The organism is Geobacillus sp. FSL K6-3411 (assembly GCF_037965715.1).
GTDB classification, from domain to species: Bacteria; Bacillota; Bacilli; order Bacillales; family Anoxybacillaceae; genus Geobacillus; species Geobacillus thermodenitrificans.
Window position 1 is genome coordinate 694,211 of record NZ_CP150187.1, and the last position, 26,110, is coordinate 720,320.

At 49.2% G+C, this 26,110-nt stretch carries 27 protein-coding genes; 21 read left to right on the forward strand and 6 right to left on the reverse strand.

Features of this window, described 5'->3' with window-relative positions; translation table 11 throughout:
- Position 1: 1 nt before the first annotated feature.
- A complete protein-coding gene (locus NSQ22_RS03550; RefSeq protein ID WP_008881604.1) occupies positions 2 to 1,078 on the reverse strand; it encodes a YheC/YheD family protein in 1,077 nt (358 codons plus the stop codon).
- 125 nt (positions 1,079 to 1,203) lie between these two features.
- Here NSQ22_RS03550 and NSQ22_RS03555 point away from each other — a divergent pair, with 125 nt between their 5' ends.
- The 4 genes from NSQ22_RS03555 to NSQ22_RS03570 all read left to right on the forward strand — a co-directional run bounded on the left by NSQ22_RS03555 (position 1,204) and on the right by NSQ22_RS03570 (position 5,508).
- Complete coding sequence (locus NSQ22_RS03555) at positions 1,204 to 2,337, forward strand: DUF445 family protein (RefSeq protein ID WP_011886857.1); 1,134 nt, start codon at positions 1,204 to 1,206, stop codon at positions 2,335 to 2,337.
- Between the two features lie 72 nt (positions 2,338 to 2,409).
- Entirely contained in the window at positions 2,410 to 2,769 is a 360-nt protein-coding gene (locus NSQ22_RS03560) for a YlbF family regulator (RefSeq protein WP_008881602.1), read from the forward strand.
- A 144-nt stretch (positions 2,770 to 2,913) separates the two neighbouring features.
- On the forward strand, positions 2,914 to 3,780 hold the full coding sequence (locus tag NSQ22_RS03565) for a Cof-type HAD-IIB family hydrolase (RefSeq protein WP_008881601.1): 867 nt from the start codon (positions 2,914 to 2,916) through the stop codon (positions 3,778 to 3,780).
- A gap of 222 nt (positions 3,781 to 4,002) precedes the next feature.
- The gene (locus tag NSQ22_RS03570) at positions 4,003 to 5,508 is read left to right on the forward strand and encodes a coproporphyrinogen III oxidase (protein ID WP_081157532.1); all 1,506 of its coding nucleotides are present in this window, start codon (positions 4,003 to 4,005) and stop codon (positions 5,506 to 5,508) included.
- A 34-nt stretch (positions 5,509 to 5,542) separates the two neighbouring features.
- Here the strand turns inward: NSQ22_RS03570 and NSQ22_RS03575 are convergent, their stop codons facing one another.
- Positions 5,543 to 5,728 (reverse strand): YhzD family protein, encoded by a 186-nt coding sequence (locus tag NSQ22_RS03575; RefSeq protein WP_008881599.1) that lies wholly within the window; start codon positions 5,726 to 5,728, stop codon positions 5,543 to 5,545.
- Positions 5,729 to 5,875: 147 nt separating this feature from the next.
- On the opposite strand from NSQ22_RS03575, the gene NSQ22_RS03580 reads away from it, so the two are divergent.
- From NSQ22_RS03580 to NSQ22_RS03605, 6 genes are all read left to right on the forward strand, one after another.
- Positions 5,876 to 6,775, forward strand: coding sequence for an ABC transporter ATP-binding protein (locus tag NSQ22_RS03580; protein WP_060475655.1), 900 nt, complete (start codon positions 5,876 to 5,878; stop codon positions 6,773 to 6,775).
- Entirely contained in the window at positions 6,768 to 7,997 is a 1,230-nt protein-coding gene (locus NSQ22_RS03585; protein WP_081157531.1) for an ABC transporter permease, read from the forward strand. Before NSQ22_RS03580 ends, NSQ22_RS03585 begins: the two co-directional genes overlap by 8 nt.
- Positions 7,998 to 8,115: 118 nt before the next feature.
- A complete protein-coding gene (yhaM, locus tag NSQ22_RS03590; RefSeq protein ID WP_008882068.1) occupies positions 8,116 to 9,093 on the forward strand; it encodes a 3'-5' exoribonuclease YhaM in 978 nt (325 codons plus the stop codon).
- Between the two features lie 254 nt (positions 9,094 to 9,347).
- Positions 9,348 to 9,533, forward strand: coding sequence for a sporulation YhaL family protein (locus tag NSQ22_RS03595; protein WP_008882066.1), 186 nt, complete (start codon positions 9,348 to 9,350; stop codon positions 9,531 to 9,533).
- A gap of 128 nt (positions 9,534 to 9,661) precedes the next feature.
- Positions 9,662 to 10,744, forward strand: a complete 1,083-nt coding sequence (serC, locus tag NSQ22_RS03600) for a 3-phosphoserine/phosphohydroxythreonine transaminase (protein WP_171355418.1) — start codon at positions 9,662 to 9,664, stop codon at positions 10,742 to 10,744.
- A gap of 94 nt (positions 10,745 to 10,838) precedes the next feature.
- Positions 10,839 to 11,363 carry a tryptophan transporter gene (locus NSQ22_RS03605; protein WP_011886865.1) on the forward strand — a complete coding sequence of 175 codons (525 nt, stop codon included), beginning with the start codon at positions 10,839 to 10,841 and terminating at the stop codon, positions 11,361 to 11,363.
- A gap of 116 nt (positions 11,364 to 11,479) precedes the next feature.
- On the opposite strand, the gene NSQ22_RS03610 is transcribed toward NSQ22_RS03605, so the two are convergent.
- Positions 11,480 to 11,668, reverse strand: a complete 189-nt coding sequence (locus NSQ22_RS03610) for a hypothetical protein (RefSeq protein WP_029761445.1) — start codon at positions 11,666 to 11,668, stop codon at positions 11,480 to 11,482.
- A gap of 155 nt (positions 11,669 to 11,823) precedes the next feature.
- On the opposite strand from NSQ22_RS03610, the gene NSQ22_RS03615 reads away from it, so the two are divergent.
- Positions 11,824 to 12,429 carry an HTH-type transcriptional regulator Hpr gene (locus NSQ22_RS03615; protein ID WP_029761444.1) on the forward strand — a complete coding sequence of 202 codons (606 nt, stop codon included), beginning with the start codon at positions 11,824 to 11,826 and terminating at the stop codon, positions 12,427 to 12,429.
- Here the strand turns inward: NSQ22_RS03615 and NSQ22_RS03620 are convergent.
- The gene (locus NSQ22_RS03620) at positions 12,422 to 12,763 is read right to left on the reverse strand and encodes a YhaI family protein (protein WP_008882061.1); all 342 of its coding nucleotides are present in this window, start codon (positions 12,761 to 12,763) and stop codon (positions 12,422 to 12,424) included. The two genes, NSQ22_RS03615 and NSQ22_RS03620, sit on opposite strands and share 8 nt — an antisense overlap.
- 195 nt (positions 12,764 to 12,958) lie before the next feature.
- Here NSQ22_RS03620 and NSQ22_RS03625 point away from each other — a divergent pair, with 195 nt between their 5' ends.
- Positions 12,959 to 13,138: a hypothetical protein gene (locus NSQ22_RS03625; RefSeq protein WP_008882060.1), complete on the forward strand. Its 180-nt coding sequence runs from the start codon at positions 12,959 to 12,961 to the stop codon at positions 13,136 to 13,138.
- 82 nt (positions 13,139 to 13,220) lie between these two features.
- Here NSQ22_RS03625 and NSQ22_RS03630 read toward each other — a convergent pair whose 3' ends face one another.
- The gene (locus tag NSQ22_RS03630; RefSeq protein ID WP_078172610.1) at positions 13,221 to 13,310 is read right to left on the reverse strand and encodes a YjcZ family sporulation protein; all 90 of its coding nucleotides are present in this window, start codon (positions 13,308 to 13,310) and stop codon (positions 13,221 to 13,223) included.
- A 278-nt stretch (positions 13,311 to 13,588) separates the two neighbouring features.
- Between NSQ22_RS03630 and NSQ22_RS03635 the strand changes: the two genes are divergently transcribed.
- The gene (locus NSQ22_RS03635; RefSeq protein WP_008882059.1) at positions 13,589 to 14,425 is read left to right on the forward strand and encodes a peptidylprolyl isomerase; all 837 of its coding nucleotides are present in this window, start codon (positions 13,589 to 13,591) and stop codon (positions 14,423 to 14,425) included.
- Between the two features lie 34 nt (positions 14,426 to 14,459).
- Here the strand turns inward: NSQ22_RS03635 and NSQ22_RS03640 are convergent, their stop codons facing one another.
- Complete coding sequence (locus tag NSQ22_RS03640; RefSeq protein WP_029761443.1) at positions 14,460 to 14,882, reverse strand: HIT family protein; 423 nt, start codon at positions 14,880 to 14,882, stop codon at positions 14,460 to 14,462.
- A 473-nt stretch (positions 14,883 to 15,355) separates the two neighbouring features.
- Between NSQ22_RS03640 and NSQ22_RS03645 the strand changes: the two genes are divergently transcribed.
- The 8 genes from NSQ22_RS03645 to NSQ22_RS03680 all read left to right on the forward strand — a co-directional run bounded on the left by NSQ22_RS03645 (position 15,356) and on the right by NSQ22_RS03680 (position 25,824).
- On the forward strand, positions 15,356 to 16,093 hold the full coding sequence (locus NSQ22_RS03645) for an ABC transporter ATP-binding protein (protein WP_011886869.1): 738 nt from the start codon (positions 15,356 to 15,358) through the stop codon (positions 16,091 to 16,093).
- Positions 16,090 to 17,304 carry an ABC transporter permease gene (locus NSQ22_RS03650; protein WP_011886870.1) on the forward strand — a complete coding sequence of 405 codons (1,215 nt, stop codon included), beginning with the start codon at positions 16,090 to 16,092 and terminating at the stop codon, positions 17,302 to 17,304. The genes NSQ22_RS03645 and NSQ22_RS03650 overlap by 4 nt, the downstream gene beginning before the upstream one ends.
- 246 nt (positions 17,305 to 17,550) lie before the next feature.
- The gene (locus NSQ22_RS03655) at positions 17,551 to 18,951 is read left to right on the forward strand and encodes a hypothetical protein (RefSeq protein ID WP_041264801.1); all 1,401 of its coding nucleotides are present in this window, start codon (positions 17,551 to 17,553) and stop codon (positions 18,949 to 18,951) included.
- A 203-nt stretch (positions 18,952 to 19,154) separates the two neighbouring features.
- Positions 19,155 to 20,192: a uroporphyrinogen decarboxylase gene (hemE, locus tag NSQ22_RS03660; protein ID WP_011886872.1), complete on the forward strand. Its 1,038-nt coding sequence runs from the start codon at positions 19,155 to 19,157 to the stop codon at positions 20,190 to 20,192.
- A gap of 15 nt (positions 20,193 to 20,207) precedes the next feature.
- On the forward strand, positions 20,208 to 21,158 hold the full coding sequence (hemH, locus tag NSQ22_RS03665; protein ID WP_081156979.1) for a ferrochelatase: 951 nt from the start codon (positions 20,208 to 20,210) through the stop codon (positions 21,156 to 21,158).
- The gene (gene hemY, locus NSQ22_RS03670; protein ID WP_011886874.1) at positions 21,151 to 22,593 is read left to right on the forward strand and encodes a protoporphyrinogen oxidase; all 1,443 of its coding nucleotides are present in this window, start codon (positions 21,151 to 21,153) and stop codon (positions 22,591 to 22,593) included. The genes hemH and hemY overlap by 8 nt, the downstream gene beginning before the upstream one ends.
- A 199-nt stretch (positions 22,594 to 22,792) precedes the next feature.
- The gene (locus tag NSQ22_RS03675; protein WP_008879110.1) at positions 22,793 to 23,365 is read left to right on the forward strand and encodes a TetR/AcrR family transcriptional regulator; all 573 of its coding nucleotides are present in this window, start codon (positions 22,793 to 22,795) and stop codon (positions 23,363 to 23,365) included.
- 74 nt (positions 23,366 to 23,439) lie between these two features.
- The gene (locus NSQ22_RS03680; RefSeq protein ID WP_081156980.1) at positions 23,440 to 25,824 is read left to right on the forward strand and encodes a YhgE/Pip domain-containing protein; all 2,385 of its coding nucleotides are present in this window, start codon (positions 23,440 to 23,442) and stop codon (positions 25,822 to 25,824) included.
- The last annotated feature ends 286 nt before the right edge of the window (positions 25,825 to 26,110 follow it).

Here is a 26,110-nt window from a genome sequence, read left to right on the forward strand (position 1 = left end):
TTCACTCCTTTTCCTCCATCAATGTCAAACAATACTCGATGATCGCTTTCGCCGATGGGCGAACAGTTTGTGGAGCGGACGTCATATCCGTTTGTTTCGACGGCTTTGTATTCACTTCAATGATCCATGGCTGATCATGAACATCGATGGCGAGATCAATGCCCAACTCCCCGTATAACCCTTCCGCCTCAAGCGCCAGCACGGTTGCTGCTTCCATCGCAATTTCTTTGAGAAGCTGTTTTTGTTGGAAAGCGTCTGACGCCGTATACCATTCCCTCAATACCGTATTGATCGCCATCAGTTCCCCGCCGCGAGCGAGGTTGGCGACAAACTGGTCGGGCGGCGCCACACGGGCAACCGCTGAGGTGACGCGCCAATGATTGTTGCGGACGCGATGGCAAAGGAGTCGGAAATCGACCGGTCGGCCGTCAATCGTGTGGATCTCCAGTCCTTGCTGAATGATCATTGGAGCCTTCGTTCGACGTCGCAAAGCGGAAACTAAAGTATCTATCGAGCTGTATGTGGTTGTCGAAGCGGAAGTGGAATGACGGAGGCGAATGGTGCCGTCCGAACGTTCAAGACGGAAAATTCCCCGCCCTTGGCTGCCGTGGATCGGTTTAAGAAAGACAGATGGGAAGGCGGTGAGAAAGGCTTCAAGCGTATCTTCATTGCTCCATAACGCCGTTTTTGGCAAATACGGATGCAAGTACTCATGTTGCTCGAAGTAGCGGTACACTTCCCATTTGTGCAAAAAACGATGATTGAACATCGATCCGCCTTCTACAGCAAGCCGGGTGAGCAATTCAGCAAACAAAGGGGAATGTTCCGATTGTCGCGAGTGGAGCCGGTTGTAGATGACGTCAGCTGGAGGCACGTCCCGTTTCATCCATTCGCCGCCAATCCACTGGTAGCCGATGCGTTGCAAATAAAGCGACGGCGATGTGACGTAAAAAAAGAGGCCGCGCTCTTTTGCGCACTGCGCTAATTCCTCACAAAAACAATGAATAGAGCCAAACGATGGTTGTTCAGTTGTTTCCGTTATTTCCGTTAACACTGCAACGGTTCGTTGTTCGCTCATCGCAGTCCCTCATTTGCGCATTCATCAGGCAAGCTCTATAATGAAAAATTAGGCAAACGTTTATATCGTATCGTATGATGAGGGCTGCCGTTTGGTGACAGCGGCACAGACGAAAGGGGAAGGCGATGAACACGTTCGTTTATTTGTTGTTTATGATGGCAGTCGGGGCGCTCATTGGCGGGATGACGAATTTTATCGCTATCGTCATGTTGTTTCGCCCGTATGAGCCGATATACATATTTGGAAAGCGACTGCCGCTAACTCCCGGTTTGATCCCAAAACGGAGGCGAGAACTTGCCGAGCAACTCGGGAAAACAGTCGTTGAGCATTTAGTGACGCCGGAAGGGCTGCGGCGTAAGCTTACGGATCCCGTCTTCGTCGCAGAGGTGGCCGATTGGGGGCGCGAATGGTTGAAACGATGGCTTTCACGTCGGGAAACGCCGGCACAGCTGCTTGAACGCCTTGGCGTTCATGCGCCGGATGAATGGCTTAGTGAACTGGCAGCTAAGCAAGCAGGGCGGGCGTATGAACAATGGAGTGAAACATGGCGTCTGCGGCCCATTCGCGATCTATTGTCGCCGGAACTGAAAGAAACGATGGAATCACGCATTGAAAGCTTGGCCGACTACTTGGCCGACCGGGTGATCGACTATTTCAGCAGCGAAGAAGGGAAGCGGCAGATTGCTGGCATGATCGACCGTTTTTTTCAAGAGAGAGGGATGGTCGGAGGTATGATGCAAATGTTGCTCGGCAATGTTAATTTCGTCGATAAAGTGCAGTCAGAGCTTGGCAAATTTTTACGCCATGCCGGTACAAGGGCGATGTTAGCCCGTCTTCTTTGGACGGAATGGAACAAATGGATCAGCTATCCATTAGCTGCGGTCGAAGAGATGATCGGCCGCCAGCGCATCAAGGAGACGGTGAGCGCCGCCGCCCGTGGTCTTGTGCGAAACAATGACTGGCTCGACCGTCCGCTCGCCGAGCTGATCGCTCCGTATGAACGAGAACTGTTCGACCGCTTCGTTCCGCAAGCAGCGAACGCAGCGATCCATGCGCTCAGTGATAAGATCGAGGGAATCGTGGGGAAGCTCGGATTGGCGGACATTGTCCGCAATCAAGTTGAGTCGTTTTCACTGAGGCGATTAGAGGTGATTATTTTATCGATCGCCCGCCGCGAGCTGAAAATGATTACGTATTTGGGCGCTTTGCTTGGCGCAATGATCGGCGCCGTTCAAGGAATCATCGGCTTATGGCTGTAGCTGGAGGCATATCGCCGACCGCCGGCGCATACGTTAGAACGTGAACAATATTGATGTAGGAGGATCCTTTTCATGTCTGAATCTCTTCACGCACTTGCCAGACAGCTTGAGCAGGCAATTCGGGCGAGCCAGCCATTTCAGCAATTGAAACAGGCGTACGAAGATGTCCGTCGTGATGAAACGGCCTATCAGATGTTTGCGAATTTCCGCGACATTCAGCTTCGGCTTCACGAAAAACAAATGCGCGGAGCAGCCATTTTGCCCGATGAAATCGAACAGGCGCAAAAGGCGATGGCACTCGCTCAACAAAATGCGAAACTAGCTCGCCTAATGGCGCTTGAACAACAAATGAGCATGACGATTGCCGAAGTCCAACAAATCGCGATGAAACCGCTCGAAGAGTTGCATCGTTCGTTGATGGAAGAAAAATAGGGAAGAACACCCGGTCGGGTGTTCTTTTTTTGTCCGTTTTGTCATAGTCATGAGAATGATAAGAAATGCAAAGCTGCCGCTAGCAGATGAAGAGGCGGCTTTAGTTGACGGAAAACGAGGCACAGACAAAAGGGGGAGACAGCCGTGTATTATAAGCTGTTAGCACTCAACATTGATGGAACGATTTTGAAAAATAACGGCCGCCTGCCACGTGAAACGAAAGAGGCGGTCGCCTATGTGAAGCGAAAAGGAGTTTACGTCACGTTAATGACAAGTCGCAATTTGCTCTCCGCCCGCAAGGTGGCAAAAGCACTGCGACTTGATGGGATGCTCATCACCTTTCAAGGGGCGATGATCGGCAAAACGCTTGATGACAAACTGTTTGAAGCGGTGATTCCTGAAGAGCGGACGTTTAACATCGTGCAAATTTTAGAAAACTTTAACTGCAATATTCGTCTGATGCATGAGCGGTATTCGCTCGGTAACCGGAAAAAAGTGAAAAAAAATCTCGTCGTACAGACGGTGCTCTCGTCAAGCGACCCATTTTTCTACCCGACCCAGTTTGTCGATTCACTCGGCGATGTGCTGATCGATGAACCGGTGGCCGTGCCGAAAATCGATGTTTATTTTGCCGAGGATGAGGAGCGGGATGAGGCCGCAGCTGTGCTGGCAAAATCTGTTCCATCCATTGATATGATTATGCATCCGAACGGAAAAATGGAAATTGTCCCGCAAGGGGTATCTAAGCTCACTGGACTGCGTCGGCTTGCTCAACATATCGGTGTATCGCTCAAAGAAACGGTAGTGATTGGCGATGGTGTTGACGATTTGCCGGCAATTGAGGCAGCTGGGCTTGGCGTCGCCATGGGCAATGCACCGGTCGAGGTGAAGAGGGCAGCCGATTGGGTGACGCGCTCAAACGAACAGCTCGGCGTCGCTTACATGGTGAAGGAACATTTCCGCAAACAACAACGAATAGAGTTTTTGCAAAAGCTCAAAACGAAACAGTAAAGGGCAAGGGAGGGTGTTCCAAAAGAAGAGGGACACCTTTTTTCTTGTCTATGCGCATGAAACAATATATTTTACTTCTCAAAGAAAAATGAGCTGTTCAGAATTTATATCGCTCGTTTGAAGCGGCACCTTTCCACAAAGGGCAGCGAAGGAGGTGTATTCTTCCGCTTGACGAGGGAAACAGCAGTTCTGTACACTGAAAGAAGTTTGACAGAAAAGGTGATGAACGTGCGTATCGAAATTCAAGGACTGCCGAATCCTGAACGGTTTCAGCGTCCGCTTGAAGTGATAACCGAGCTGTTTTTCGAATCGCCTGTGCTTTCGTTTGCGTCGCTTCTTGAAGCGGATGCCTCCGTTTCGTTTACCGTTAACGAAAACGGTCGCATCACCGTTTCCGGAATGCTTGTCGACAAGGCGACCGGGCGCGTCGAGGAAGCTACGTATGAGTATGATGCACCAATAGGAGCGGACGGGAAAGCGCGTGAAAAACGGTTGAAAAACGCCATCTTCCATGTGTATGTAACGCTTCTTGAACGCTATACCAACATCATTCAGCCATGGGGCATTTTAACCGGGGTCCGTCCGGTGAAACTGCTTCATCAGCTGCTGCGTTCCGGGATGACGAAAGAAGAGGCGCATCAGAAGCTAGCGGAAGAATATTTAGTAACAAAAGAAAAAATTGAGCTAATGCAAGCGATCGTTGACCGCCAGCTCACGGTTGTGCCGGATTTGTACGATTTGTCCCATGAAGTGAGCATTTATATCGGCATTCCATTTTGTCCGACGAAATGCGCTTATTGCACGTTTCCGGCGTACGCGATCAACGGCCGCCAAGGGTCGGTTGACGCCTTTTTAGCCGGGCTTCATTACGAAATGGAAGCGGTCGGCCGCTTTTTGCGTGAACGCGGTATCCGGATTACAACGATTTATTACGGCGGCGGGACGCCGACGAGCATTACAGCTGAGGAGATGGACCAACTATACGCTCATATGTATAAGGTGTTTCCGGATGTCGACCGCGTCCGCGAAATTACAGTCGAAGCCGGACGACCAGACACCATTACCCCTGAAAAGCTCGACGTCTTGAAAAAATGGCAGATCGATCGCATTAGCATCAACCCGCAGTCATACATTCAAGAGACGTTAAAAGCGATCGGCCGCCATCATACCGTTGAAGAAACGATCAACAAGTTTCACTTGGCACGAAAAATGGGGATGAACAACATTAATATGGATTTAATTATCGGTCTGCCTGGCGAAGGGCTGCCGGAGTTTACGCATACGCTTGCCGAGACAGAACAGCTCATGCCGGAGTCGCTCACCGTTCATACGCTATCGTTCAAGCGGGCCTCAGAAATGACGAAAAACAAACAAAAGTATAAAGTCGCCGACCGTGAAGAAATACAAGCGATGATGAAAGCGGCCGAAGAGTGGACGAGCAAGCATGGTTATGTGCCGTATTATTTGTATCGACAAAAAAATATTCTCGGCAATCTCGAAAATGTCGGTTACGCCTTGCCAGGACATGAGAGCATTTACAATATTATGATCATGGAAGAGCAGCAGTCGATCATCGGACTCGGCTGCGGGGCGTCAAGCAAATTTGTCGACCCGAAAACAAGGAAAATCACCCGCCAAGCGAATCCAAAAGAGCCAAAAGTGTACAACGAACATTTTATGGAATACACAGAAGAAAAACTAAAAATCATGGAAGCCATTTTTGGTTAAATGAAAACACCCCGGGCGTTCCGGGGTGTTTTGCTTAGCGGTGAAACAAAATCAACTTGCCGCTCGCGTTGACGCAGCGGTGGGTTTTATCAAAACAGCCGCGCTCGCGAAGCTTTTGTTCGCCGATTTTTTTTGCTTCCTCATCATTGGCAGCTTCAAATGTCTCATCAAGCAACTTTTCTCCGTTACGTTCAAAAGCGGTCAACGTATACGTCGGCATGTGAACATCTCCCTTCGCTGAATCATGATTCACTTCTTTTTCATTAGCGAATCATAAGGAAAATTCCTGCTTGTGGTTGAAACTTTTTTTAGGTGGTAGACGTTATATATAGGGGTGGAAATTTCATTTTATTTTGGGGGAATGTGGATGAGTTTAGAGATCATTGATGTGACGAAGCGATTTGGTCAGACGACGGCTGTTGATCATTTGACGTTGACGGTTCCAGAAGGGAAAATGTTTGGATTGCTTGGGGCAAATGGAGCGGGAAAAACGACGACCTTTCGGATGATTTTAGGGCTCCTATTGCCGACAGAAGGCACGATTCGGTGGCAAGGAGAATCGATTGATTACTCTAAAAGTCATCTGATCGGTTATTTGCCGGAAGAGCGCGGATTGTATCCGAAGTTGAAAGTGCAAGAGCAGCTTTTGTATTTAGGACGGTTGCGCGGAATGAAAAAGGCCGATATTGTCCCAGAAATCAATCGCTGGCTCGAGCGTTTTCATATCCGTGATTACGCCAACAAGCGGGTTGAGGAGTTGTCGAAAGGCAACCAACAAAAAATCCAGTTTATTGCCGCTGTGCTTCATCGACCGAATCTATTAATCTTAGATGAGCCTTTCAGTGGACTTGATCCGGTAAACGTCGAGCTGTTGAAAGAGGCGGTGCTTGATTTAAAACGAAACGGAACAACCATTGTTTTTTCAAGTCATCGGATGGAACACGTCGAAGAGTTGTGCGAGCATGTATGCATTTTGCGAAGTGGGCAAGCAATTGTATCTGGGGCGCTGCGCGAGTTGAAACGGTCATTTGGCAGGAAAAATCTTCTCATTCGCGGCGAAGGAGCATTTGAAGAATTGAAAGATTTTCCTGGCGTCCTTCGATACAGTCAAACGGCTGAAGGGGTGCGATTGCAAATCGCCAATGAAGAGACAGCGCAAGCTATCTTCCGCCATATCGCAGATCGGGTGACGGTGCGTCTATTTGCTTTGGAAGAGCCGTCTTTGCATGATATTTTTATCGAAAAAGTAGGTGCTGCGTATGAATAAATTTTGGCTTGTATTAGGACATACGTATGTGACAAAGCTCAAGGCGAAGGCGTTCCTGATCACAACCGCTATTACCTGTCTCTTGATCATCGGATTGGCCAATATTAAGACGATCATCGAGTTTTTCACCAGCGATGAACAGGAGCATGTCGCGGTCATTGACCGTACGGAATCTTTGTACAAAGCGCTCGAAAAGCAGGTGAATCGTGAAGAAATCACGTTAACTAAAATTACCGATATGGAAGACGAAGCAAAAAGGGCTGTCAAAGAAGGAGAATGGGATGGATTGCTCATATTGTCTATGGATGCGGAAGGATTACCGGAGGCAGCTTATTATGCGAATACGATTGCAGATAATCGAACGCCTGAAGAACTGGAGCGAGTGTTAAATGAGCTGAAAACAGCACTTTCTGCTGCTAAAATCGGCCTCACAGAGGAACAAATGGCCGTGCTTTACCAACCAGTTCCGTTTCAAAAGGTGGCGCTAGAAGAAAACGCGAAAACCGAAGAGGAGTTGAACCAAGCGCGTTCACTTGTTTACGTCCTTCTGTTCGCAATGTATATGTTTGTCCTCATGTACGGAGGTATGATGGCTACCGAAGTCGCGACAGAAAAATCGTCGCGTGTGATGGAGATTTTAGTGTCGAGTGTTTCTCCCGTTCAACATCTGTTTGGCAAAATTATCGGCGTGGCGCTTGTCAGCTTGACACAGTTTTTCGTTTTCTTTGCTGTTGGGTTCACCGCTCTCAAAATGAACGGTCAGGAATTGTGGCGCTTTCTAGGGTTTGACAATGTGTCGATGTCGATATGGGTGTATGCGCTCATTTTCTTCCTGCTTGGTTATCTCTTGTATGCGGTGTTATTTGCTGTGCTCGGTTCGCTCGTCAGCCGTGTGGAGGATGTGCAGTCAGCGATTACCCCGGCAATGATATTGGTTATCGTCGCATTTATGATCGCCATGTCTGGATTGAATATGCCGGAATCAGCGTTTATCATTGGTGCCTCGTTCATTCCTTTTTTCACCCCGATGCTCATGTTTTTGCGCGTCGGTCTCGTTTCAGTACCGATGTGGGAAGTAGCGCTCAGTTTTGCCTTGTTATTAGCGACGATTGCTGTGCTCATTTATATCGGCGCGAAAGTGTATCGCGGCGGTGTGCTCATGTATGGGCGGATGAATATTTTCAAAGATATGAAACAAGCCGTTCAGCTGACAAAAAAATAAGCGGTGTAAAGAGACGATGGAGCCCGGTTTCCTTGCCTAGTCGGCAAGGCTTTCTTTTTGCGGTTCGACCGTTATGATATACTAAAGGGTACGTAAAGAGAAACGGAGGAGAACAAACGTGGCGAAAGGCATTATTCATTATGAAGTCGGGGAACAAGTCGATTTGTTTTTGCTCATTAAATCAGCAACCAAAGGCATTGCCAGCAACGGCAAGCCGTTTTTAACATTAATTTTACAAGATAAAAGCGGCGACATTGAAGCAAAGCTGTGGGATGTGTCTCCTGACGATGAGGAACGGTACGCGCCGGAATGCATTGTCAAAGTGGTCGGTGATATTCATAATTACCGCGGCAAACTGCAGCTTCGCATCCGCTCGATCCGCCCCGCCCATCCGAGCGAAGCGGTGCGTGTTGATGATTTTTTAGAGACTGCTCCGCTTACTCGTGAGGAAATGAAGGCGAAAGTGATGGATTACATATTTTCCATGGAAAATCCAAATATTCAGCGCATTACGCGTTATTTGCTAAAAAAATATGAAACGCCGTTTTTTGAGTATCCGGCAGCGACGAAAAACCATCATGAATTTATTTCCGGACTGGCGTATCACGTCGTCTCTATGCTCGAACTCGCTGAGGCGCTCGTTCGCTTGTATCCGTCGCTCAATAAAGACTTGCTTTATGCCGGCATTATTTTGCATGACCTTGGCAAAGTGATCGAACTGTCCGGCCCAGTATCGGCGGTGTATACGCTTGAAGGCAATTTGCTCGGTCATATTTCAATCATGGTCAGCGAAATTAGCAAGGCGGCTGAACAGCTCGGCATTCAAGGCGAAGAGGTCGTCATTTTGCAACATCTCGTGTTGTCGCACCACGGAAAAGCGGAGTGGGGCAGCCCGAAGCCGCCGCTTGTCAAAGAGGCGGAAGTGCTTCATTATATTGATAATTTAGATGCGAAGATGAATATGATCGACCGTGCACTGGAAAAAGTGAAGCCAGGCGAGTTTACCGAGCGCATTTTTGCCCTTGACAACCGTTCATTTTACAAGCCGGCGTTTTTGGCTGTTTCAGCGCCAAAGACAGCGGGTAATGAGAAATAGCTACAGGGATAGGAGGGATGAGACGGGATCGAACCACCGATCATGGAAATCATCCCAATTCTCCAACATAGTTGAAAGAAGGCTCGAACGAGCGGCGATGACAGAGGAGGAAAGCAAAGGGGAAAGAAAAAACGAGACGAGCATAAGCGTTGTCCCGAAGAAAGAGGCGGTATATCCGCCTCTTTCTTTATGCATACGGTTGCCTGCTTGTGCGTATAGTTTAGTAAGACAAGCACAGTAAAAGGGGGATGGAGATGCTTAGCTTGCCGTGGTGGATCTACTTAGTTGTTGCCGGTATTATTTTCAGCGGTTATATGACCGTGAAAACAGCAGCGCGCGAGCGGGAAATCGATGAGGCGTTCATTGAAAAAGAAGGGGAGATTTATATGGAGCGCATCCGTCAGGAGCGCGAGCGGCGAAAGCAGGCAAAGTCCTTGTAATCAAGGGCTTTTTTTTTGGGGTCATCATTTGAAAGCGCTTTTTCAAAAAATTCCCTTTCTTTTTTAAAAATTCGTGTTAGGATAATAATATCAAAGGGACTACCTGGAGAATAAAGTGAGGGATGACAGTGGAACGCGTGTACAATTTTAACGCCGGCCCGTCGGCGCTGCCGTTGCCGGTACTCGAGCGGGCGCAAAAGGAGCTACTCAACTTCCAGAATACTGGCATGTCGGTGATGGAATTAAGCCATCGCAGCAAGGAATATGACGCCGTCCACAATGCGGCGAAAGAGCGGCTCAAGCGACTCCTCAACGTACCGGATGGCTATGACATTTTATTTTTGCAAGGTGGGGCGAGTCTGCAGTTTTCGATGGTGCCGATGAATTTCCTCACCGAAGGGAAAATCGGCTGCTATGTTTTAACCGGTTCATGGTCGGAAAAAGCGCTGAAAGAAGCGCAAAAAATCGGTTTGACGACGGTCGTCGCTTCAAGTAAGGAGGCGAACTACACGTATATTCCATCGTTGGACGACGTGAAATGGCCGAAAGATGCTTCCTACGTCCATATTACGTCCAACAACACTATTTTTGGTACACAATGGAATGAGTTTCCAGACGTGCCGGTTGATCTTGTTGCTGATATGTCAAGTGATATTTTGAGCCGGCCGTTTGATGTCAGCAAGTTTGCCTTGATTTACGCTGGAGCGCAAAAAAATCTTGGCCCGTCGGGAGTCACGGTCGTCATCATCCGCAACGATTTGCTTGAACGAATTCCGGATGGGCTGCCGACGATGCTCGACTACCGGACGCACCAAAAAAGCAATTCGTTATACAACACACCACCGACGTTTGCGATTTATATGCTGTCGCTCGTGCTCGAATGGGTTGAAGAACAGGGCGGAGTGGCGGCAATCGAAGCGCGCAACCAGCAAAAAGCAGCTGTGCTGTATGAGGCCATTGACGAAAGCGGAGGCTTTTACAAACCGCATGCGGAAAAAGGAAGTCGCTCGCTCATGAACGTCACGTTCACACTGCCGAGTGAAGAACTGACGAAGGCATTCCTCGCAGAAGCGAAGGAGCGAAACTTTGTCGGACTTGGTGGACACCGATCGGTTGGGGGCTGCCGAGCGTCGATTTACAACGCTGTACCGCTTGAGGCGTGCGAGGCACTCGCGGCATTTATGAACGACTTCCGTCGCCGTTTTGCCTGAAAATTTTTTCTTCACTTTTATACTGCAAAGTGATATAATGATAGAAAAATTCTCAAGCAAGAGAATAGGTGAGGAGAGAAGAGGAGAGATGAGCATGAATGTGAGAACATTAGTATCGATGGCGCTGTTAGTCGGAATCGGAGCTGTGCTGCACGCGGTCATTCCCGGGTTGTTTGCCGGCATGAAGCCGGACATGATGCTGGCGATGATGTTTTTGGCAATTTTGTTGTTTCCAAGTGCTAAAGCGGCTGGTATTGTCGGTGTCGCCACCGGCTTGATCTCGGCAATGACGACGACGTTCCCGGGCGGGCAGCTGCCAAATGTGATCGATAAAATCATCACCGCCTTTGTTGTGTTTGCCCTAGTGACATTGCTGAAAAAATATAGCCAAACGGTTATCGGAGCCGCGGTGCTGACGGCTGTCGGCACCGTCATCTCCGGTGTGGTGTTTTTGACGGCGGTGCTTTTGATCGTCGGGTTGCCAGGTGAAGCGGCGTTTTCGACGCTGTTTGTCACCGTTGTGCTGCCAGCTGCGGCGTTGAACACGGTGGCGATGGTCATCGTCTATCCGATCGTGGCATCGATTTTCCGACGGATGAACGTCACAGCGCACGTGTAAACGGCAAAAAACCCGATCATTGTTGGTCGGGTTTTTTGCTATCAAAGTGGGTAGGCAAAAAAAGCCCATTGCTAGCCTGGTTACTACCTTCTGTTATGTGAAAATTCAAATAAGTGCTAGGCGTAGCCGAGAAGCCAGGCAACGAGCAGACAAATGGACGCTATTCCAATATAGCGCACTGCCTGCTCTTTCAACAGCGCTTTCGGCGGATACGCCCGCGCTTTCCATAAGGAAACAAACGCGTTTATAAAAAAACAGAAAAATAAGAATCCAACAGCAGCAAACAGCCATTGTATATACATCATTATGTTCTCCCCCTGTATGCAGCAAGCGCTTTTATACTTACTAATATGAATATGCAGAAAAAATTATAAAAATAAATATTTTTGTCTTTATTCCTTTTTGTTTTATTGATATAATAGAAAGTAAAAAATACGGTGAGGGAAGAGTGGGTGGAACGATGAAATCGACGGAACAACATTATTCCATCAAAGAGGCCATGTTATTTAGCCAACGGATCGCCCAGCTGAGCAAGGCGCTGTGGAAATCGATTGAAAAAGATTGGCAACAATGGATTAAACCGTTTAACTTGAACATTAACGAACACCATATTTTATGGATTGCGTACCATTTTAAAGGCGCCTCCATTTCGGAAATCGCCAAGTTTGGTGTGATGCACGTCTCGACAGCATTTAATTTCTCGAAGAAGTTGGAAGAAAAAGGGTTGCTTTCGTTTTCTAAAAAACAAGATGATAAGCGCAATACGTACATTGAGCTGACGGAAAAAGGCGAAGAAGTGCTGATGAAATTGATGGAGACATACGACCCAACAAGAAATGCCGTCTTTAACGGGGCGCTGCCGTTACGCGAGTTATATGGTAAGTTTCCTGAAATTTTAGAAATGATGTGCATCGTCCGCAATATTTATGGGGACGACTTTATGGAGATTTTTGAACGGGCGTTCGAAAACATTAAAGAAGATTTTGTTGAGCAAGATGGCAAACTCGTCAAGCGGGCGCCAAAAGCGGAAGAGCACGAGAAAGAACTGGCCAGCCAGGCTAACTGACAGTTCGGATGAGTGTTTTTAGCTCTGTCATGAGCGGCACGAACATTTGTTGAGCCAACATGGCATCAACTGTTTGTTCAAGCGGAAGGTTCGGATGAAGCATCCCGGCAAATTGCACGAGCAGGGGAGTGAAGATTGTCAATCCTTCCGCTTTTTGCTGCTCATATTGTTCAGCGAGCTCCTGGCAAAACGAAAGGAACGCGTCGACTTCTTCTTTTGTTAAATCAGCGCGGATGATGAGAGAATAAAACGGTTTTTTTGCTTCATCCACCATTTCCATCAGCAATGACTGGTGAAATTCGAGCTTGGCCACTCGCTTTTCCAATGATTCCATACACCGTGCTCCTTTGGCTGACATAAAATTATGACGGCTTTTACGTATATTTTACCGAATTTGTTCACATTAACCAATAGAAAAAATCGGTTCGCCATGCTCGGAAGAGAAAAAAAGATTGATTTCTCACTATGAACGATGTAAAGTTAAAGCCATGGGCGGCGTTTGGCTAAGATGGGGAGGAGGGGAACAGCTTTGGCGCTTTATTTTATCCCTCTGGCGGTTATGATTTTGTTTTTGGTGAACAAGCTCACCCACTCGCTCTGTGCACAGCGCGATATTCCGGAGGAGCAACAGCCGGCCGTTTTTCGCACGATTAATGTACTTATTACGATTTTATTGATTTCTTCCTATTTCGAAGTATTGTTTACATAAAAAGCTGCCCGCCCTGCTCACAGGTGAAGATGGGGACGATGAAGAAAAAGGGTGCTCCCGGCGTGGGAGCACCCTCTTTCATTTAGTAGATGACACAAGCACAGCCGACAATGATTAGCAAAATAAACAGCACGACAATTAACGAAAACCCTCCGCTATAAGGTGCGCTCATCGTAACACCCCCTTTCGGCAAGGAGAACACCAGCACAGTGCTTCATCCCCATCATATGTATGGCAAGCGTACATGTGATGGGCAGATGACTAAAATGGAAAGAGGTTTTTTTTTGGCTGTAAATGTGATATAGTTATTGTCGTGGTTTAGGCGGACAGGTGTTTTGTTTCCCCGTGCCGTTGACATGTTGAACAGGTCTAAAAGCTTGATGCCGGAACATCAATAGCCGGCCTCGCGGAAAAGGAAAAACGAAAAAAGATATAGGGGTTGTGAAACAAATGAAAAAATGGATGATGGCTACCGCCGTTGTTTCGCTTATGGCTTTGTCGGCCTGCAATAACGGCGATTCAGAAGCAGTTGTGGAAACGAAAAACGGTGCTATTACGAAAGATGAATTTTATAATGAGATGAAAGAGCGTGTCGGCAAGACAGTGCTACGCGACTTGATTGATGAAAAAGTGTTGAGCAAAAAGTACAAGGTGACCGATGAGGAAATTGACCGTGAAATCGAACGGATTAAGGAAGCGTACGGCACACAGTACGACCTGGCTGTACAGCAAAATGGAGAAAAAGTGATCCGCGAGATGATCAAGCTCGACCTGCTACGGGCGAAAGCGGCTATTGAAGACATTAAAGTGACGGATAAAGAGCTGAAAGAGTATTATGACAATTACAAGCCGAAAGTTCGCGCCAGCCATATTTTAGTGGAAGATGAAAAAACGGCGAAAGAAGTGAAAGCGAAGTTGGACAAAGGCGAGGACTTCGCCAAGTTGGCGAAAGAATACTCGCAAGATCCTGGCTCGGCTTCTAACGGCGGTGACTTAGGCTGGTTTGGCGCAGGGAAAATGGTCAAAGAGTTTGAAGAGGCTGCCTACAAGCTGAAAGTCGGCGAAGTGAGCGACCCGATCAAGACGGATTACGGTTACCATATCATTAAAGTGACGGATAAGGAAAAGAAAAAAACGTTTGACAAAATGAAAGAAGAAATAACGTTTGAAGTGAAACGGAGCAAACTCGACCCGTCAACGATGCAGTCGAAAGTGGACAAGCTTGTGAAAGATGCTAATGTCAAGATCAAAGACAAAGATTTGCAAGATGTGCTTGAGCAACAATAAAAACCGGGAGCAGGAAACCCCTGCTTCCGGTTTTTTAGTTGAGCTGTTCGCGGATTGTGGCGGCGATCGCTTGCAAGTCGGCAGGCGTATAGTCGCTTGCATGTGACTTCCAAACAGCTCCGAACCCGTCGCCTTTGCCATAGCGCGGAATAAGGTGGAGATGGTAATGGAACACCGTTTGCCCGGCTGCTTCGCCATTGTTGTTCAGCAAATTGAGCCCGGCTGGTGAGAACGCTTTATTCAATGCGTTGGCGATCGTCGGTACGACGCTAAACAGCCGACTGGCCATATCAGGAGTGAGGGTAAAAACGTTTTCTGTATGTACTTTCGGGATGACAAGCGTATGCCCTTTTGTCACTTGGCTGATGTCTAAAAATGCGAGCACGTGCTCGTCTTCGTACACTTTCGCCGCCGGCAGTTCGCCCTTAATAATTTTGCAAAAAATGCAATCGCTCACGGAAACGGTCACCCTTTCCTTTCGTTTTCTTCATTTTACCATAAAAAAACCGGGATGTAATCCCGTGAAACGATTACATCCCGGTCGATGAAAAGGGGAGAGGATCATTCAAATGTGCGTTTGATGAACACCCCATTTGCGACAAAGTCGTTTAGACGTGAGCGCTTCCTTTGTTCAAGGTGACCATCCCCTTTTGGACAGGTTCGTTGCTTTCGAGCAACAAATAGATGGTCTTTATTTATGAACAGTTACAACGTCTTGCAGCTCACAAAGGTGTCTTTGACAAACACCCCATTTCAGATGGATTGTTCATCGGTTTTTATTTGGTGATTCCCCATCCCCTCTTCGCTATTTATCATGCCCGGGATAAGAGCATTTATACAGAACGACGAAAAGAACTTTTTTGGTAACGATAGACGTTCTTTGGTAAAATGGGGACAAACGTGATTCAAGATACGGAAAGGAAGCGAACGATGACGCTTTTGCAAGTGGAGCACTTATACGGGGGATATACGTCGCAAAACGTGCTTGAGGATGTGACGTTTACGGTTGAACGTGGAGAAATGGTCGCATTAATCGGCTTAAATGGTGCTGGCAAAAGTACGACGATCAAACATATTATCGGGCTGATGGAACCGCGTCGCGGTACGATTTCGGTCAACGGATATACGTTGGCTGCGAAGCCGGAAACGTACCGGAAGCAATTTGCTTTTATTCCCGAAACACCGGTGTTGTATGAAGAATTGACGCTTGAAGAGCACTTGCGGCTAGCGGCGATGGCGTACGGACTTAGTGAAGAGGAATATGAGCGCCGCCTTCCGCCACTGCTTCGTGAGTTTCGCTTAGAGCGGCGGCTTTCCTCGTTTCCAGCGCACTTTTCCAAAGGGATGAAACAAAAAGTGATGATTGTTTGTGCTTTTTTGCTTGAGCCGCCGCTTTATGTTATCGATGAGCCGTTTCTCGGCCTTGACCCGCTCGCCATACATGCGTTGCTGGAGCGGATGAATGAACAAAAGGCGAAGGGGGCAGGCATCTTGTTGTCGACACACATTTTAGCGACAGCGGAGCGATATTGTGATTCGTTCATCATTTTGCATCAAGGACGCGTCAAAGCGAAAGGGACACTTGACGATATTCGCCGCCAGTTCGGGCTTAAAGCGGCGACGCTCGATGAAGTATATATCGAATTGACAAAGGACGATGCGCCATGATCGATGCCCGTAAGCTTTGGTGGCAGCGTCTCCGAGCCGAGGGGAAAAAGAGGGCGCGCTATTTGCGCTATATGTTGAACGATCACTTGCTCGTTGGTTTAATCATCGTTCTTAGCGGTGTAGCGGTCACGTACAAGCGTTGGGTCGAGACGCTTCCCGACTCGTTTCCATATGCGGCCATTGCTGCGGTGGCGTTCGGCTGGGCAGCTGCAGCGGGGACGGTGCGCACGTTGTTTCGTGAGGCGGATACAGTGTTTTTGCTGGCTGCTGAATGGCAGCTGCGCCCGTATATTCGCCGGGCATTTCTCTTCTCAGCCATGTGGCATGTATACGGCCTCTGCTTGCTGCTTTTGTTGGCCGGCCCGCTTCACTCCCGGTTTTCTTCGGTGCCGTGGCCGCTTTTTTTGCTTGGACTCGTCGGCTTAAAGTTTTGGAATTTATGGGCCGCTTGGAAAGGAAGTTACATCGCCGAGCCGTCTTTTCACCGCCAAAGCGCGCTCGCCCGCTTTGGGTTAGCCGCATTAGCCGTTTATTTTTGGCTGGCAGACGCGCCATGGCTGTTTTTAGTGACGATTGTTGCGCTGATGGTGGCTCTTTCGATTTACTTAGCACGTTTAACGAAAGATAAAATGTGGAAATGGGATCGGCTTATTGCCGAAGAGCAGCGCGCAGCAAGAGCGTTTTATCGATTGGCGAACTTGTTTACCGATGTCCCCGAATGGAAGGAGGAAGCGAAGCGGCGACGCTGGCTTGACCCGTTGCTTCGTCTGATCCCGCACGGGCAAGGGAACGCCTTTTTTTACTTGTACGTACGCACATTTCTTCGCGCTGGCGGGTATGCGGGGTTATACATCCGTTTGACGATGATTGGGAGCGTGTTGCTCGTTGTGGTCGATCACGAATATGCACAGGCAGCCATCTTGTTTTTGTTTCTTTATGCGACCGCCATTCAGTTATCGGTACTACCTTCTCGCCATCGGTATTTGCTATGGACACAACTGTACCCGCTGCCGCGAACGCAGCCAGCTGCTGCTGCCATTCGGTTGTTCTCTATCTTGCTTATCGGACAAAATACCGTGTTTCATCTTGTGTTGTTTGCTGTTTCCCCGCACTTTCTTTGGCTTGTCACATGGGTGGGTGGAATCGTTTGGGGCGTTTGGACGGCCAAACGATATGTACGCCCGCGACACGAGCGAAAAGCCGGGCGCTAACGCTTTTTTGTGTTGGCGCCGGCATTTTTTATTTTTGGTGAACATGTCTCCGCACTATACACCTTTGTCCACACTCACACTTCTGCTTGTGCTTCTTCCTTACATCTCTGTTCCCGGATTGTGCTTCAGACTGTTGTTTGCACTTTGTTCTCACACCTCTGAGCACGTTTCATATGCTGTAGTACACCGGCCTAGGTGCACGTCCGGGGGGACGGGCTGGAAGTTGGGGAGAAAGGGGATTGGTTTATGGGTGTAGAGCTTGTGGCACTGCACTGGATTTACTTGCTGTTTATCGTGCTCATTATTGGGTTTATGGTTGCCCGCAAAGATACATCGCTCGTTTGCATTGCCGGCATTTTTTTGTTGGCGGCGGTCGCCACCCATTCACTGAGCGCGGCAGTGAGCGGGGTGTTTAACAGCTTTATTTACGCCATTACCGAACTGTTGCCGACGATTTTAGTCATCTCGATTATTGTCGCGATGAGCAAAGTGCTGTCGGTGACTGGTATTAACGATGTGATGGTGTCGCCATTTGTCCGTTTTATTCGCACGCCGGCTTGGGCGTATTGGACGATCGGGATGTTGATGATGGTGATTTCTTGGTTTTTCTGGCCGTCTCCGGCCGTTGCCCTGATGGGGGCGGTGCTATTGCCAGCGGCGGTCCGCGTCGGGCTGCCCGCGCTAGGGGTGGCGATGGCGATGAACTTGTTCGGACACGGTATCGCCCTTTCTGGTGATTTTATCATTCAAGCGGCGCCGAAATTGACGGCTGATGCAGCCGGATTGCCGGTTAGCGAGGTAATTGCTGCTAGTGTACCACTCGTTTTTGTTATGGGGGTGGTCACGACTGTCACCGCATTTTATTTGTTGCGCCGCGACATGAAGCGAGGGCGCTTGACGAGTGGGGATGCAGAAATCGCTGCGGCCACCGATTCGACGCTCGAGAAAACGGGTGGGCTGCTGGCCGAGCCAACCAAAAAATGGCTGGCGTTTTTGATTCCGGTGCTGTTTGCTCTTGATGTTGTTGCGATGTTTTATTTGCACTTGCAAGGCGGCGAGGCAACGGCTCTAGTTGGCGGCACAGCGATTTTTATTTTAATTCTCATTTCTATTTTAGCTCACCGACAAGAAAGCTTTGAGGAAGTGACGAATTATTTTATCGAGGGATTCCAGTTCGGGTTTAAAGTGTTCGGCCCTGTTATTCCCATTGCTGCCTTTTTCTATCTTGGCGATGCCGGGTTCGCGAAAATTATCGGTGACTATTTGCCACAGGCGTCACAGGGCATTGTCAACGATTTAGGGGTGGCTTTAGCCCATGCGGTGCCGTTGAGCAATGAGATCGGAGCGGTGACGCTCACAATCGTCGGGGCCATTACCGGTCTTGACGGCTCCGGGTTTTCTGGTATCTCGCTTGCCGGTTCGGTCGCCCATTTGTTCGCAGTTGCCATTGGTGGCGGAGCGGCTACGTTAACGGCACTTGGCCAGATTGCCGCCATTTGGGTCGGCGGTGGCACGCTCGTTCCATGGGCGCTCATTCCGGCGGCTGCCATTTGCGGAGTCGACCCATTTGAATTGGCGCGCCGCAACTTAATTCCAGTCGCTGTCGGTTTAGCGGTCACGACCGTTGTCGCCATGTTTCTCATTTAAAGAAAACGCTGTCCCGTGCGGCCGGGGCGGCTTTTTTGTTATAATAAGCATGTGTTGAAAAATCGGGCGATTTTTTGACAGTTTGTTTCCTTCTCTATACATTGGACAGCGAAAGCTGTATAGTGAAAAAGAGATAAGCAATGTGAATGTGCAAAAAATGAGAAAACGGTTGTCTGGAATAGATGAAAGAAAGGCGGATGGAGATGACAAGACGAATCAACGATACCTTTTTGCGTGCCTGCCGGGGTGAAAAAACGGCTTATGTGCCGGTCTGGTACATGAGGCAAGCTGGACGGTCGCAGCCGGAGTATCGGGCGCTGAAAGAAAAATATTCACTATTTGAGATTACGCACCAGCCGGAGCTTTGCGCTTACGTCACGAGGCTTCCGGTTGAGCAATATGGCGTTGATGCTGCCATTTTATACAAAGACATTATGACCCCGCTGCCAGCGATCGGTGTGGATGTAGAAATTCGCGGCGGCGTCGGGCCGGTGATCGCCAACCCGATCCGCTCGCTCCATGATGTTGAACGGCTAGGGGAGATCGATCCAGAACATGATGTGCCGTACGTGCTTGAGACGATCCGGCTCCTAGTCAACGAACAACTCGATGTGCCGCTCATCGGGTTTGCCGGCGCGCCGTTTACGTTGGCCAGCTACATGATTGAAGGAGGTCCATCCAAAAACTATCATAAGACAAAGGCGTTTATGTATGCCGAACCGAAAGCGTGGTTCGCTTTAATGGACAAGCTCGCTGAGATGACGATCCGCTACGTGAAAGCACAAATTCAAGCCGGGGCAAGCGCGGTGCAAATTTTTGACTCTTGGGTTGGCGCTGTCAATGCAGACGATTACCGGACATTTATTAAGCCGGCGATGGCGCGTATTTTTGCTGCCTTGCGTGAAGAAGGAGCGCCGCTCATCATGTTTGGCGTCGGTGCGAGCCACTTGGCACACGAATGGAATGACTTGCCGCTTGATGTCATCGGTCTTGATTGGCGGTTATCGATTCGCGAGGCGCGCCGTCGAGGCATTACAAAAGCCATTCAAGGCAACTTGGATCCAGCAGTGCTGCTTGCGCCGTGGGATGTGATCGAGGAGCGGGTGAAGCGTATTTTGGACGAAGGGATGGAGCAGCCGGGCTATATTTTCAACTTAGGTCATGGCATTTTCCCGGATGTCCAACCGGCGACATTGAAACGGCTGACTGCCTTTATCCATGACTATACTTCAACGAAATAAAAGAGGTGCAACACAATGGCGAAAAAAACGGTCGGACTGCTTGTTATGGCGTATGGAACCCCGTATAAAGAAGACGATATCGAACGATATTACACGCATATCCGCCATGGAAGGAAGCCGCCACAAGAACAAATTGACGACTTAAAAGCGCGCTACCGAGCGATCGGCGGGCTGTCACCGCTCGCTAAAATCACGGAAGCGCAGGCGAAACAGCTCGAGAAGCGGCTGAACGAAATGCAGGATGAAGTCGAGTTTTGCATGTATTTAGGGCTGAAACATATCGAGCCATTTATCGAGGATGCGGTCGAGCGCATGCATGCTGACGGTGTGAAAGAGGCGGTGGCAATCGTTTTGGCGCCGCATTATTCCACATTCAGCATCCGCTCGTACAACGAGCGGGCAAAAGCGGCGGCGGAAAAGCTTGGTGGCCCGGTTATTTACACGATCGATCAATGGTATGACGAACCAAAGTTTTTGCAATATTGGTCGGAAAAAGTGAAAGCTATTTTCGACGCCATGAAGGAACGTGAACGGGAGCAGGCGGTGCTCATCGTATCAGCCCACAGCCTGCCGGAAAAAATCATCCAAGCTGGTGATCCGTATCCGGCGCAACTTGAAGACACGGCAAAGCGCATCGCCGAGCAAGCCGGTGTCACTCATTACGCCGTTGGTTGGCAAAGTGCTGGAAATACACCGGAGCCTTGGTTAGGCCCGGATGTGCAAGATTTGACGCGCCAGTTGCACGATGAACAAGGTTATACATCGTTTGTTTATGCGCCGGTCGGCTTTGTCGCCGATCATTTAGAAGTGTTGTATGATAATGATATTGAATGTAAACAAGTGACCGAAGAAATTGGCGCCCGCTATTACCGGCCAGAAATGCCGAACACCGATCCACTGTTTATTGATGCGTTGGCGACGGTCGTGCTAAAACGGCTTGCAAAAGAAGGCGATGAGCATGAGTGAAGAGAAACGGACGGTTGTCATTATCGGCGGTGGCATTACTGGTCTCACTGCTGCCTACTACTTGCAAAAAGCGATCAAAGAACAGCGTCTGCCGCTGACATGTAAGCTTGTCGAAGCAACACACCGGCTCGGTGGAAAAGTGCAGACGGTCATCCGTGACGGCTATGTCATTGAGCGTGGCCCAGACTCTTTTTTGGCAAGGAAAACGAGCGCGTTCCGTCTTGTAAAGGAAGTTGGCCTTGAACATGAAATCGTCCACAATGCGACTGGGAAATCGTACATTTTAGTAAACGGCCAATTATATCCGATCCCAGGCGGAGCGGTGATGGGCATTCCGACGCGCATCGCCCCGTTTTTAACGACTGGGCTGTTTTCTCCAGTCGGCAAGCTGCGAGCGGCACTCGATTTCGTGTTGCCGCCGGTGAAAACAAACGGTGACATGCCGCTCGGCCAATTTTTTCGCCGCCGTTTAGGCGACGAAGTGGTGGACAATTTGATCGAACCGCTGCTGTCTGGCATTTATGCCGGTGACATTGACGAAATGAGTTTAATGGCGACGTTCCCACAGTTTTTTCAGCTCGAACAAAAATACGGCAGCCTCGTTCGAGGAGCAAAACGAACGACGCCAAAAGAACAGAAAGAGCGAAAAGGAGCGTTTCAGACATTAAAAACCGGCTTGCAGTCGCTCGTTGAAGAAGTGGAAAAGCGGCTTGAACCGGGCAGTGTCATCAAAGGGACGCGTGTCGAGCGGATCACCCGGGCTGGTTCGGTGTACCGTCTTCAATTGAGCACTGGTGAAACATGGGAGGCGGACAGCGTGATCATCACTGTGCCGCACCACATTGTACCGGACATGCTCGCTGATTATCCGTTTTTCGCCCCATTTCGTTCGGTACCGCTGACATCGGTGGCGACGGTGGCGCTTGCTTTTCCGGAGAAAGCGATCCGCCAAGATATTGATGGCACTGGGTTTGTCGTCTCGCGACGCAGCGATTACACAATGACGGCGTGCACGTGGACGCATAAAAAATGGCCGCATACGACACCGCCTGGCAAAGCGCTTTTGCGTGGCTATGTCGGACGACCGGGGGATGAAGACATCGTTGATCAGCCGGACGATGAGATCGTCCGCATCGTGCTTGATGACTTAAACAAAGTGATGAAAATTGATGGCCATCCGGAATTTGCCGTCATCTCCCGTTGGAAGCGGGCGATGCCGCAATATACAGTCGGGCATCGAGAGCGGCTGGCGGCGATTAAGCAGCATATGGCGGCGGAGCTGCCAGGGGTGTTTTTAGCTGGCAGCTCCTATGAAGGTCTCGGATTGCCTGATTGCATTGATCAAGGGGAGAAGGCGGTCCGTGATGTGCTTGATTATTTGCGGCAAGGGGAATCAAACCGATCGGCAGAAGCCGTGTACAGCAGCGCTCAATAAGCCGTTTAGTCATCGACTCATCAGCCCTCAGGCAATGCTTTGCCTGGGGATGAATGGTGTCGTTTCTTTAGGTAGAGGGTGCCGCAACTGTGTCTTAAGATGTGTATTATTTTTGCCCTTTACGCCGGAGGCAGGTCTATGATAGGATAAAAATGAATTGACCAAATCGTTCATTCAGTCATATTAAAGGATGAGGCTAATGGCAAGCGATCGTAAACGGCAGATTATCGAAGCAGCAGCTCAATCGTTTGCTGCTTTCGGCTACAAGGCAACGACGATGGAACAGATCGCCAAGCTCGCCAACGTCGGCAAAGGGACGATTTACACGTTTTTTAAAAGCAAAGAGGAGTTGCTTGATGAAATCGTTTCGTCCTTGATCGCGGAAATCAAAGTAGAAGCTGAGCAAGCGATGGATTCGTCGTTGCCGTTTTCCGAAAACGTTCATCGAGCTCTGTACCGTATTTTAGAATTCCGCCAGCGCCACCAGCTGACAGCGAAGCTGCTCCAAGAAATGCGCAGTATTGGCACGATAGCGGTGCAGGAAGTGCTGACTAAGTTCGACCGGGCGATGGTTGAGTTTATTCGGCAAAAAATTGAGGCGGCGGTGGAAAAAGGGGAAATCCGCCCATGCAATGCGGAAATAACGGCGTTTTTAATGCTAAAGATGTACATTGCTCTCATTGTCGATTGGGAGAAAGATCATCAACCGCTGACAAAAGAACAAATTGCCGAATTGTTTGCGCTTTATTTTTTACAAGGATTGTCCAAGTAGATAATCCTATCTTTTTTTGATCTTTTTGACTAAATGAACGAATTGGTCATTTATTTAAAGGAGGGAGCCACTCTATGTTGATAAAAGAACTGCGCACGATTATCTTCCGCCCGAAAGTGCTCATTCCGATTCTAGCGATTTTGCTCATTCCTCTTCTTTATAGCGGATCGTTTTTATGGGCGTTTTGGGATCCGTACGGCCATGTAGATCAGCTGCCGGTGGCGGTCGTCAATGAAGATAAGGGAGCGGTGCTTGACGGCAAGAAAATTAACCTTGGCGACGATGTGGTAAAGCGGCTGAAAGAAAATGGAACGTTTGATTGGCAGTTCGTCAGTCGCAAGCAAGTGGATGATGGTTTGAAGAACCAAAGGTATTACATGGCCGTCATTATTCCCAGTGATTTTTCTGCTAACGCAACAACGGTGCAAAGCGGCAACCCAAAGCCGCTGAGACTCGTATACATCCCAAATGAAGGGGCGAATTATTTAGCTGGAAAGATTGGCGATTCTGCCATTGAGGCAATAAAAGAAGAAATTTCGAAAAATGTAACAAAAACGTATGCAGAAACAATGTTGACGAACATGAAGGCAGCAGCCGACGGGCTCGATAAGGCAAGTCAAGGAGCAAATCAGCTGCACGATGGGCTCCGAACAGCGGGACAAGGAAGCCGTTCACTTTCCGACGGAATGGAAGCGGCGGAGCGAGGAAGCGCTAGTTTGGCCGCTGGAGCGGAAAAAGTCAAGGACGGGGCGTCTGATTTGTCCCATTATTTAACCGAGTTAGCTGAGAAATCATTGACGTTTGAAAACGGGTTACAAGAGGCGAGTGACGGGGCAAAACAACTACAAACTGGAGCGACGGCACTTCAGGATGGGCTTGGAAAATTGGCAGTCGGCAGCCAAAAACTTGCTTCTGGCGCTGTAGAAGCTCAAAATGGGGCATCGTCGCTCGCGAATGGATTGCACACTTCGCTTCATAGTATGAAAGAACTGCAATCACAATTGCCATCTCTCACTAGTGGGGCGAACGAGCTTCGTGACGGGGCGGCTGAGCTGGGTGAAGGAATTCAAGCGTGGCAACAAAAGGCGGGTGAGGCGGCTGACGGAGCGAGTGAAGTGAACATAGGGCTGCAGCAGTATGCGGCTCAACTTGAAAGGCTGATTGAGCAAACGGACGATCCGCAGCAAAAAGCAACTTTGCAGACGCTTTATGAGCAGCTTCAACCGCTTGTAAAGGGAAGCGAGAGTGTAGCAACTGGCATTCGCGGGCTAGCTGACCAAGCGGGACGCATCAAAAACGGTGCTTCTCAGCTTGCTGACGGTGCAGCGGCGTTCGCTTCGGGGCAGCAGGCAGTGCAAGAAGGCATCGGAAAGCTCGTTAACGGACAACAGCAGCTTGTCGATGGCGCTGATCGCTTAGTGGCCGGCCAACAAACACTGGTCGATGGTGCGAAGGAGCTTGAAAACCAGCTTCAAGCCGCTTATCAAGGGGCACAAACAGTCGCAGTCGGCAGCAGCAAGCTGGCTGATGGAGTCAACCAACTTGCTACTGGTTCCAGCCAGCTTGTTTCCGGAACAAGTGAGTTGGCGGACGGGGCGAACAAACTTTCCGACGGCGTTTCTGCTGTGGCTGAAGGTGCGACTTCGCTCCATCAAGGATTTGATAGTCTTCTCCGCGGTGGACGATCGCTGTCAACCGGACTCGTACGGCTTGAACAAGGAGCGGGTGAGTTGGCTGACCGCTTAAGCGAAGGAGCGGAAAAGGCAGATAGTATTCAAGCGAACGAGCGTGTATCCGAGATGATCGCAGATCCAGTACAAAACGACAAACGGCCACTCCACCACGTGCCGAATTATGGAACTGGCTTTGCTCCGTACTTTTTATCGCTTGGCTTGTTTGTTGGGGCTCTGCTATTGACGATCGTCTTTCCGTTGCGTGAACCAGTCGAACGGCCGTCGTCCGGGGTGGCTTGGTTTTTTGGAAAATGGGGAGTATTGGCTATTGTGTCGGCGGCACAAACACTGTTGGCCGATGCATGGGTGTTGTACGGGCTTGACTTGCATGTACAAAGCGTTTGGCGCTTCCTGCTGTTTACGTGGATCATTAGTATGGCATTTATGATGATTGTCCAATTTCTCGTCACCTTGTTTGACAATCCGGGCCGGTTCCTGGCCATTTTGCTGCTCATCGCCCAGCTTATAGGAAGCGCCGGCACGTACCCACTTGAGCTCATTCCGGACGCACTGCAATCGCTTCATCCGTGGTTGCCGATGACCCATGCCATCCATGGGCTGCGGACCGTTATTTCGGGCGGTGATTTCGTGTTAATGTGGAAGGAGGCGGCGATATTGGCTATAGTGGCGACAGTCTTTGCTTTAGGGACACTTGCGTATTTCTGCCTTCTTTATCGCCGCCGCTATGCGGTATGGACAGAAACTGAAACAACGGTTGAAGCGTGATTGGTTTTGACTTGAAGAGCGTCATTTCATGAGCAAAGGGTTGATCCCAAAAGGTTGTAAAACGTCCTTTTGAGATCAGCCCTTTTGTTTGATTTTCATTGTTTCGGAAAGGAATTTCCCTCCCTTTTAAAGCAGCAATCCGTTGTTTCTTTGTCGCAGCGGTGCTATGGTATTATGAGATGAATGAGAGATGTTAGCTGTGCGTCAGGCTTAGCGTCAAAAAAAAGCCCCCTTGGAAGGAGGCATTACGGAAAAGGCAGGCTGCATCGGGGAACAGCCTATCGCC

What these genes read in the sequence shown, in the direction of transcription:
- NSQ22_RS03655 (WP_041264801.1), top strand. Translation starts at nt 17,551, where the DNA reads ATGGGTGTAGAGCTTGTGGCACTGCACTGGATTTACTTGCTGTTTATC.
- NSQ22_RS03605 (WP_011886865.1), top strand. Translation starts at nt 10,839, where the DNA reads ATGAATGTGAGAACATTAGTATCGATGGCGCTGTTAGTCGGAATCGGA.
- NSQ22_RS03560 (WP_008881602.1), top strand. Translation starts at nt 2,410, where the DNA reads ATGTCTGAATCTCTTCACGCACTTGCCAGACAGCTTGAGCAGGCAATT.
- NSQ22_RS03615 (WP_029761444.1), top strand. Translation starts at nt 11,824, where the DNA reads ATGAAATCGACGGAACAACATTATTCCATCAAAGAGGCCATGTTATTT.
- NSQ22_RS03645 (WP_011886869.1), top strand. Translation starts at nt 15,356, where the DNA reads ATGACGCTTTTGCAAGTGGAGCACTTATACGGGGGATATACGTCGCAA.
- NSQ22_RS03575 (WP_008881599.1), bottom strand. Translation starts at nt 5,728, where the DNA reads ATGCCGACGTATACGTTGACCGCTTTTGAACGTAACGGAGAAAAGTTG.
- NSQ22_RS03550 (WP_008881604.1), bottom strand. Translation starts at nt 1,078, where the DNA reads ATGAGCGAACAACGAACCGTTGCAGTGTTAACGGAAATAACGGAAACA.
- hemY (WP_011886874.1), top strand. Translation starts at nt 21,151, where the DNA reads ATGAGTGAAGAGAAACGGACGGTTGTCATTATCGGCGGTGGCATTACT.
- NSQ22_RS03610 (WP_029761445.1), bottom strand. Translation starts at nt 11,668, where the DNA reads ATGATGTATATACAATGGCTGTTTGCTGCTGTTGGATTCTTATTTTTC.
- hemE (WP_011886872.1), top strand. Translation starts at nt 19,155, where the DNA reads ATGACAAGACGAATCAACGATACCTTTTTGCGTGCCTGCCGGGGTGAA.
- NSQ22_RS03620 (WP_008882061.1), bottom strand. Translation starts at nt 12,763, where the DNA reads ATGGAATCATTGGAAAAGCGAGTGGCCAAGCTCGAATTTCACCAGTCA.
- NSQ22_RS03580 (WP_060475655.1), top strand. Translation starts at nt 5,876, where the DNA reads ATGAGTTTAGAGATCATTGATGTGACGAAGCGATTTGGTCAGACGACG.
- hemH (WP_081156979.1), top strand. Translation starts at nt 20,208, where the DNA reads ATGGCGAAAAAAACGGTCGGACTGCTTGTTATGGCGTATGGAACCCCG.
- NSQ22_RS03595 (WP_008882066.1), top strand. Translation starts at nt 9,348, where the DNA reads ATGCTTAGCTTGCCGTGGTGGATCTACTTAGTTGTTGCCGGTATTATT.
- NSQ22_RS03630 (WP_078172610.1), bottom strand. Translation starts at nt 13,310, where the DNA reads ATGAGCGCACCTTATAGCGGAGGGTTTTCGTTAATTGTCGTGCTGTTT.
- NSQ22_RS03570 (WP_081157532.1), top strand. Translation starts at nt 4,003, where the DNA reads ATGAACGTGCGTATCGAAATTCAAGGACTGCCGAATCCTGAACGGTTT.
- NSQ22_RS03650 (WP_011886870.1), top strand. Translation starts at nt 16,090, where the DNA reads ATGATCGATGCCCGTAAGCTTTGGTGGCAGCGTCTCCGAGCCGAGGGG.
- NSQ22_RS03555 (WP_011886857.1), top strand. Translation starts at nt 1,204, where the DNA reads ATGAACACGTTCGTTTATTTGTTGTTTATGATGGCAGTCGGGGCGCTC.
- NSQ22_RS03675 (WP_008879110.1), top strand. Translation starts at nt 22,793, where the DNA reads ATGGCAAGCGATCGTAAACGGCAGATTATCGAAGCAGCAGCTCAATCG.
- NSQ22_RS03585 (WP_081157531.1), top strand. Translation starts at nt 6,768, where the DNA reads ATGAATAAATTTTGGCTTGTATTAGGACATACGTATGTGACAAAGCTC.
- NSQ22_RS03635 (WP_008882059.1), top strand. Translation starts at nt 13,589, where the DNA reads ATGAAAAAATGGATGATGGCTACCGCCGTTGTTTCGCTTATGGCTTTG.
- NSQ22_RS03680 (WP_081156980.1), top strand. Translation starts at nt 23,440, where the DNA reads ATGTTGATAAAAGAACTGCGCACGATTATCTTCCGCCCGAAAGTGCTC.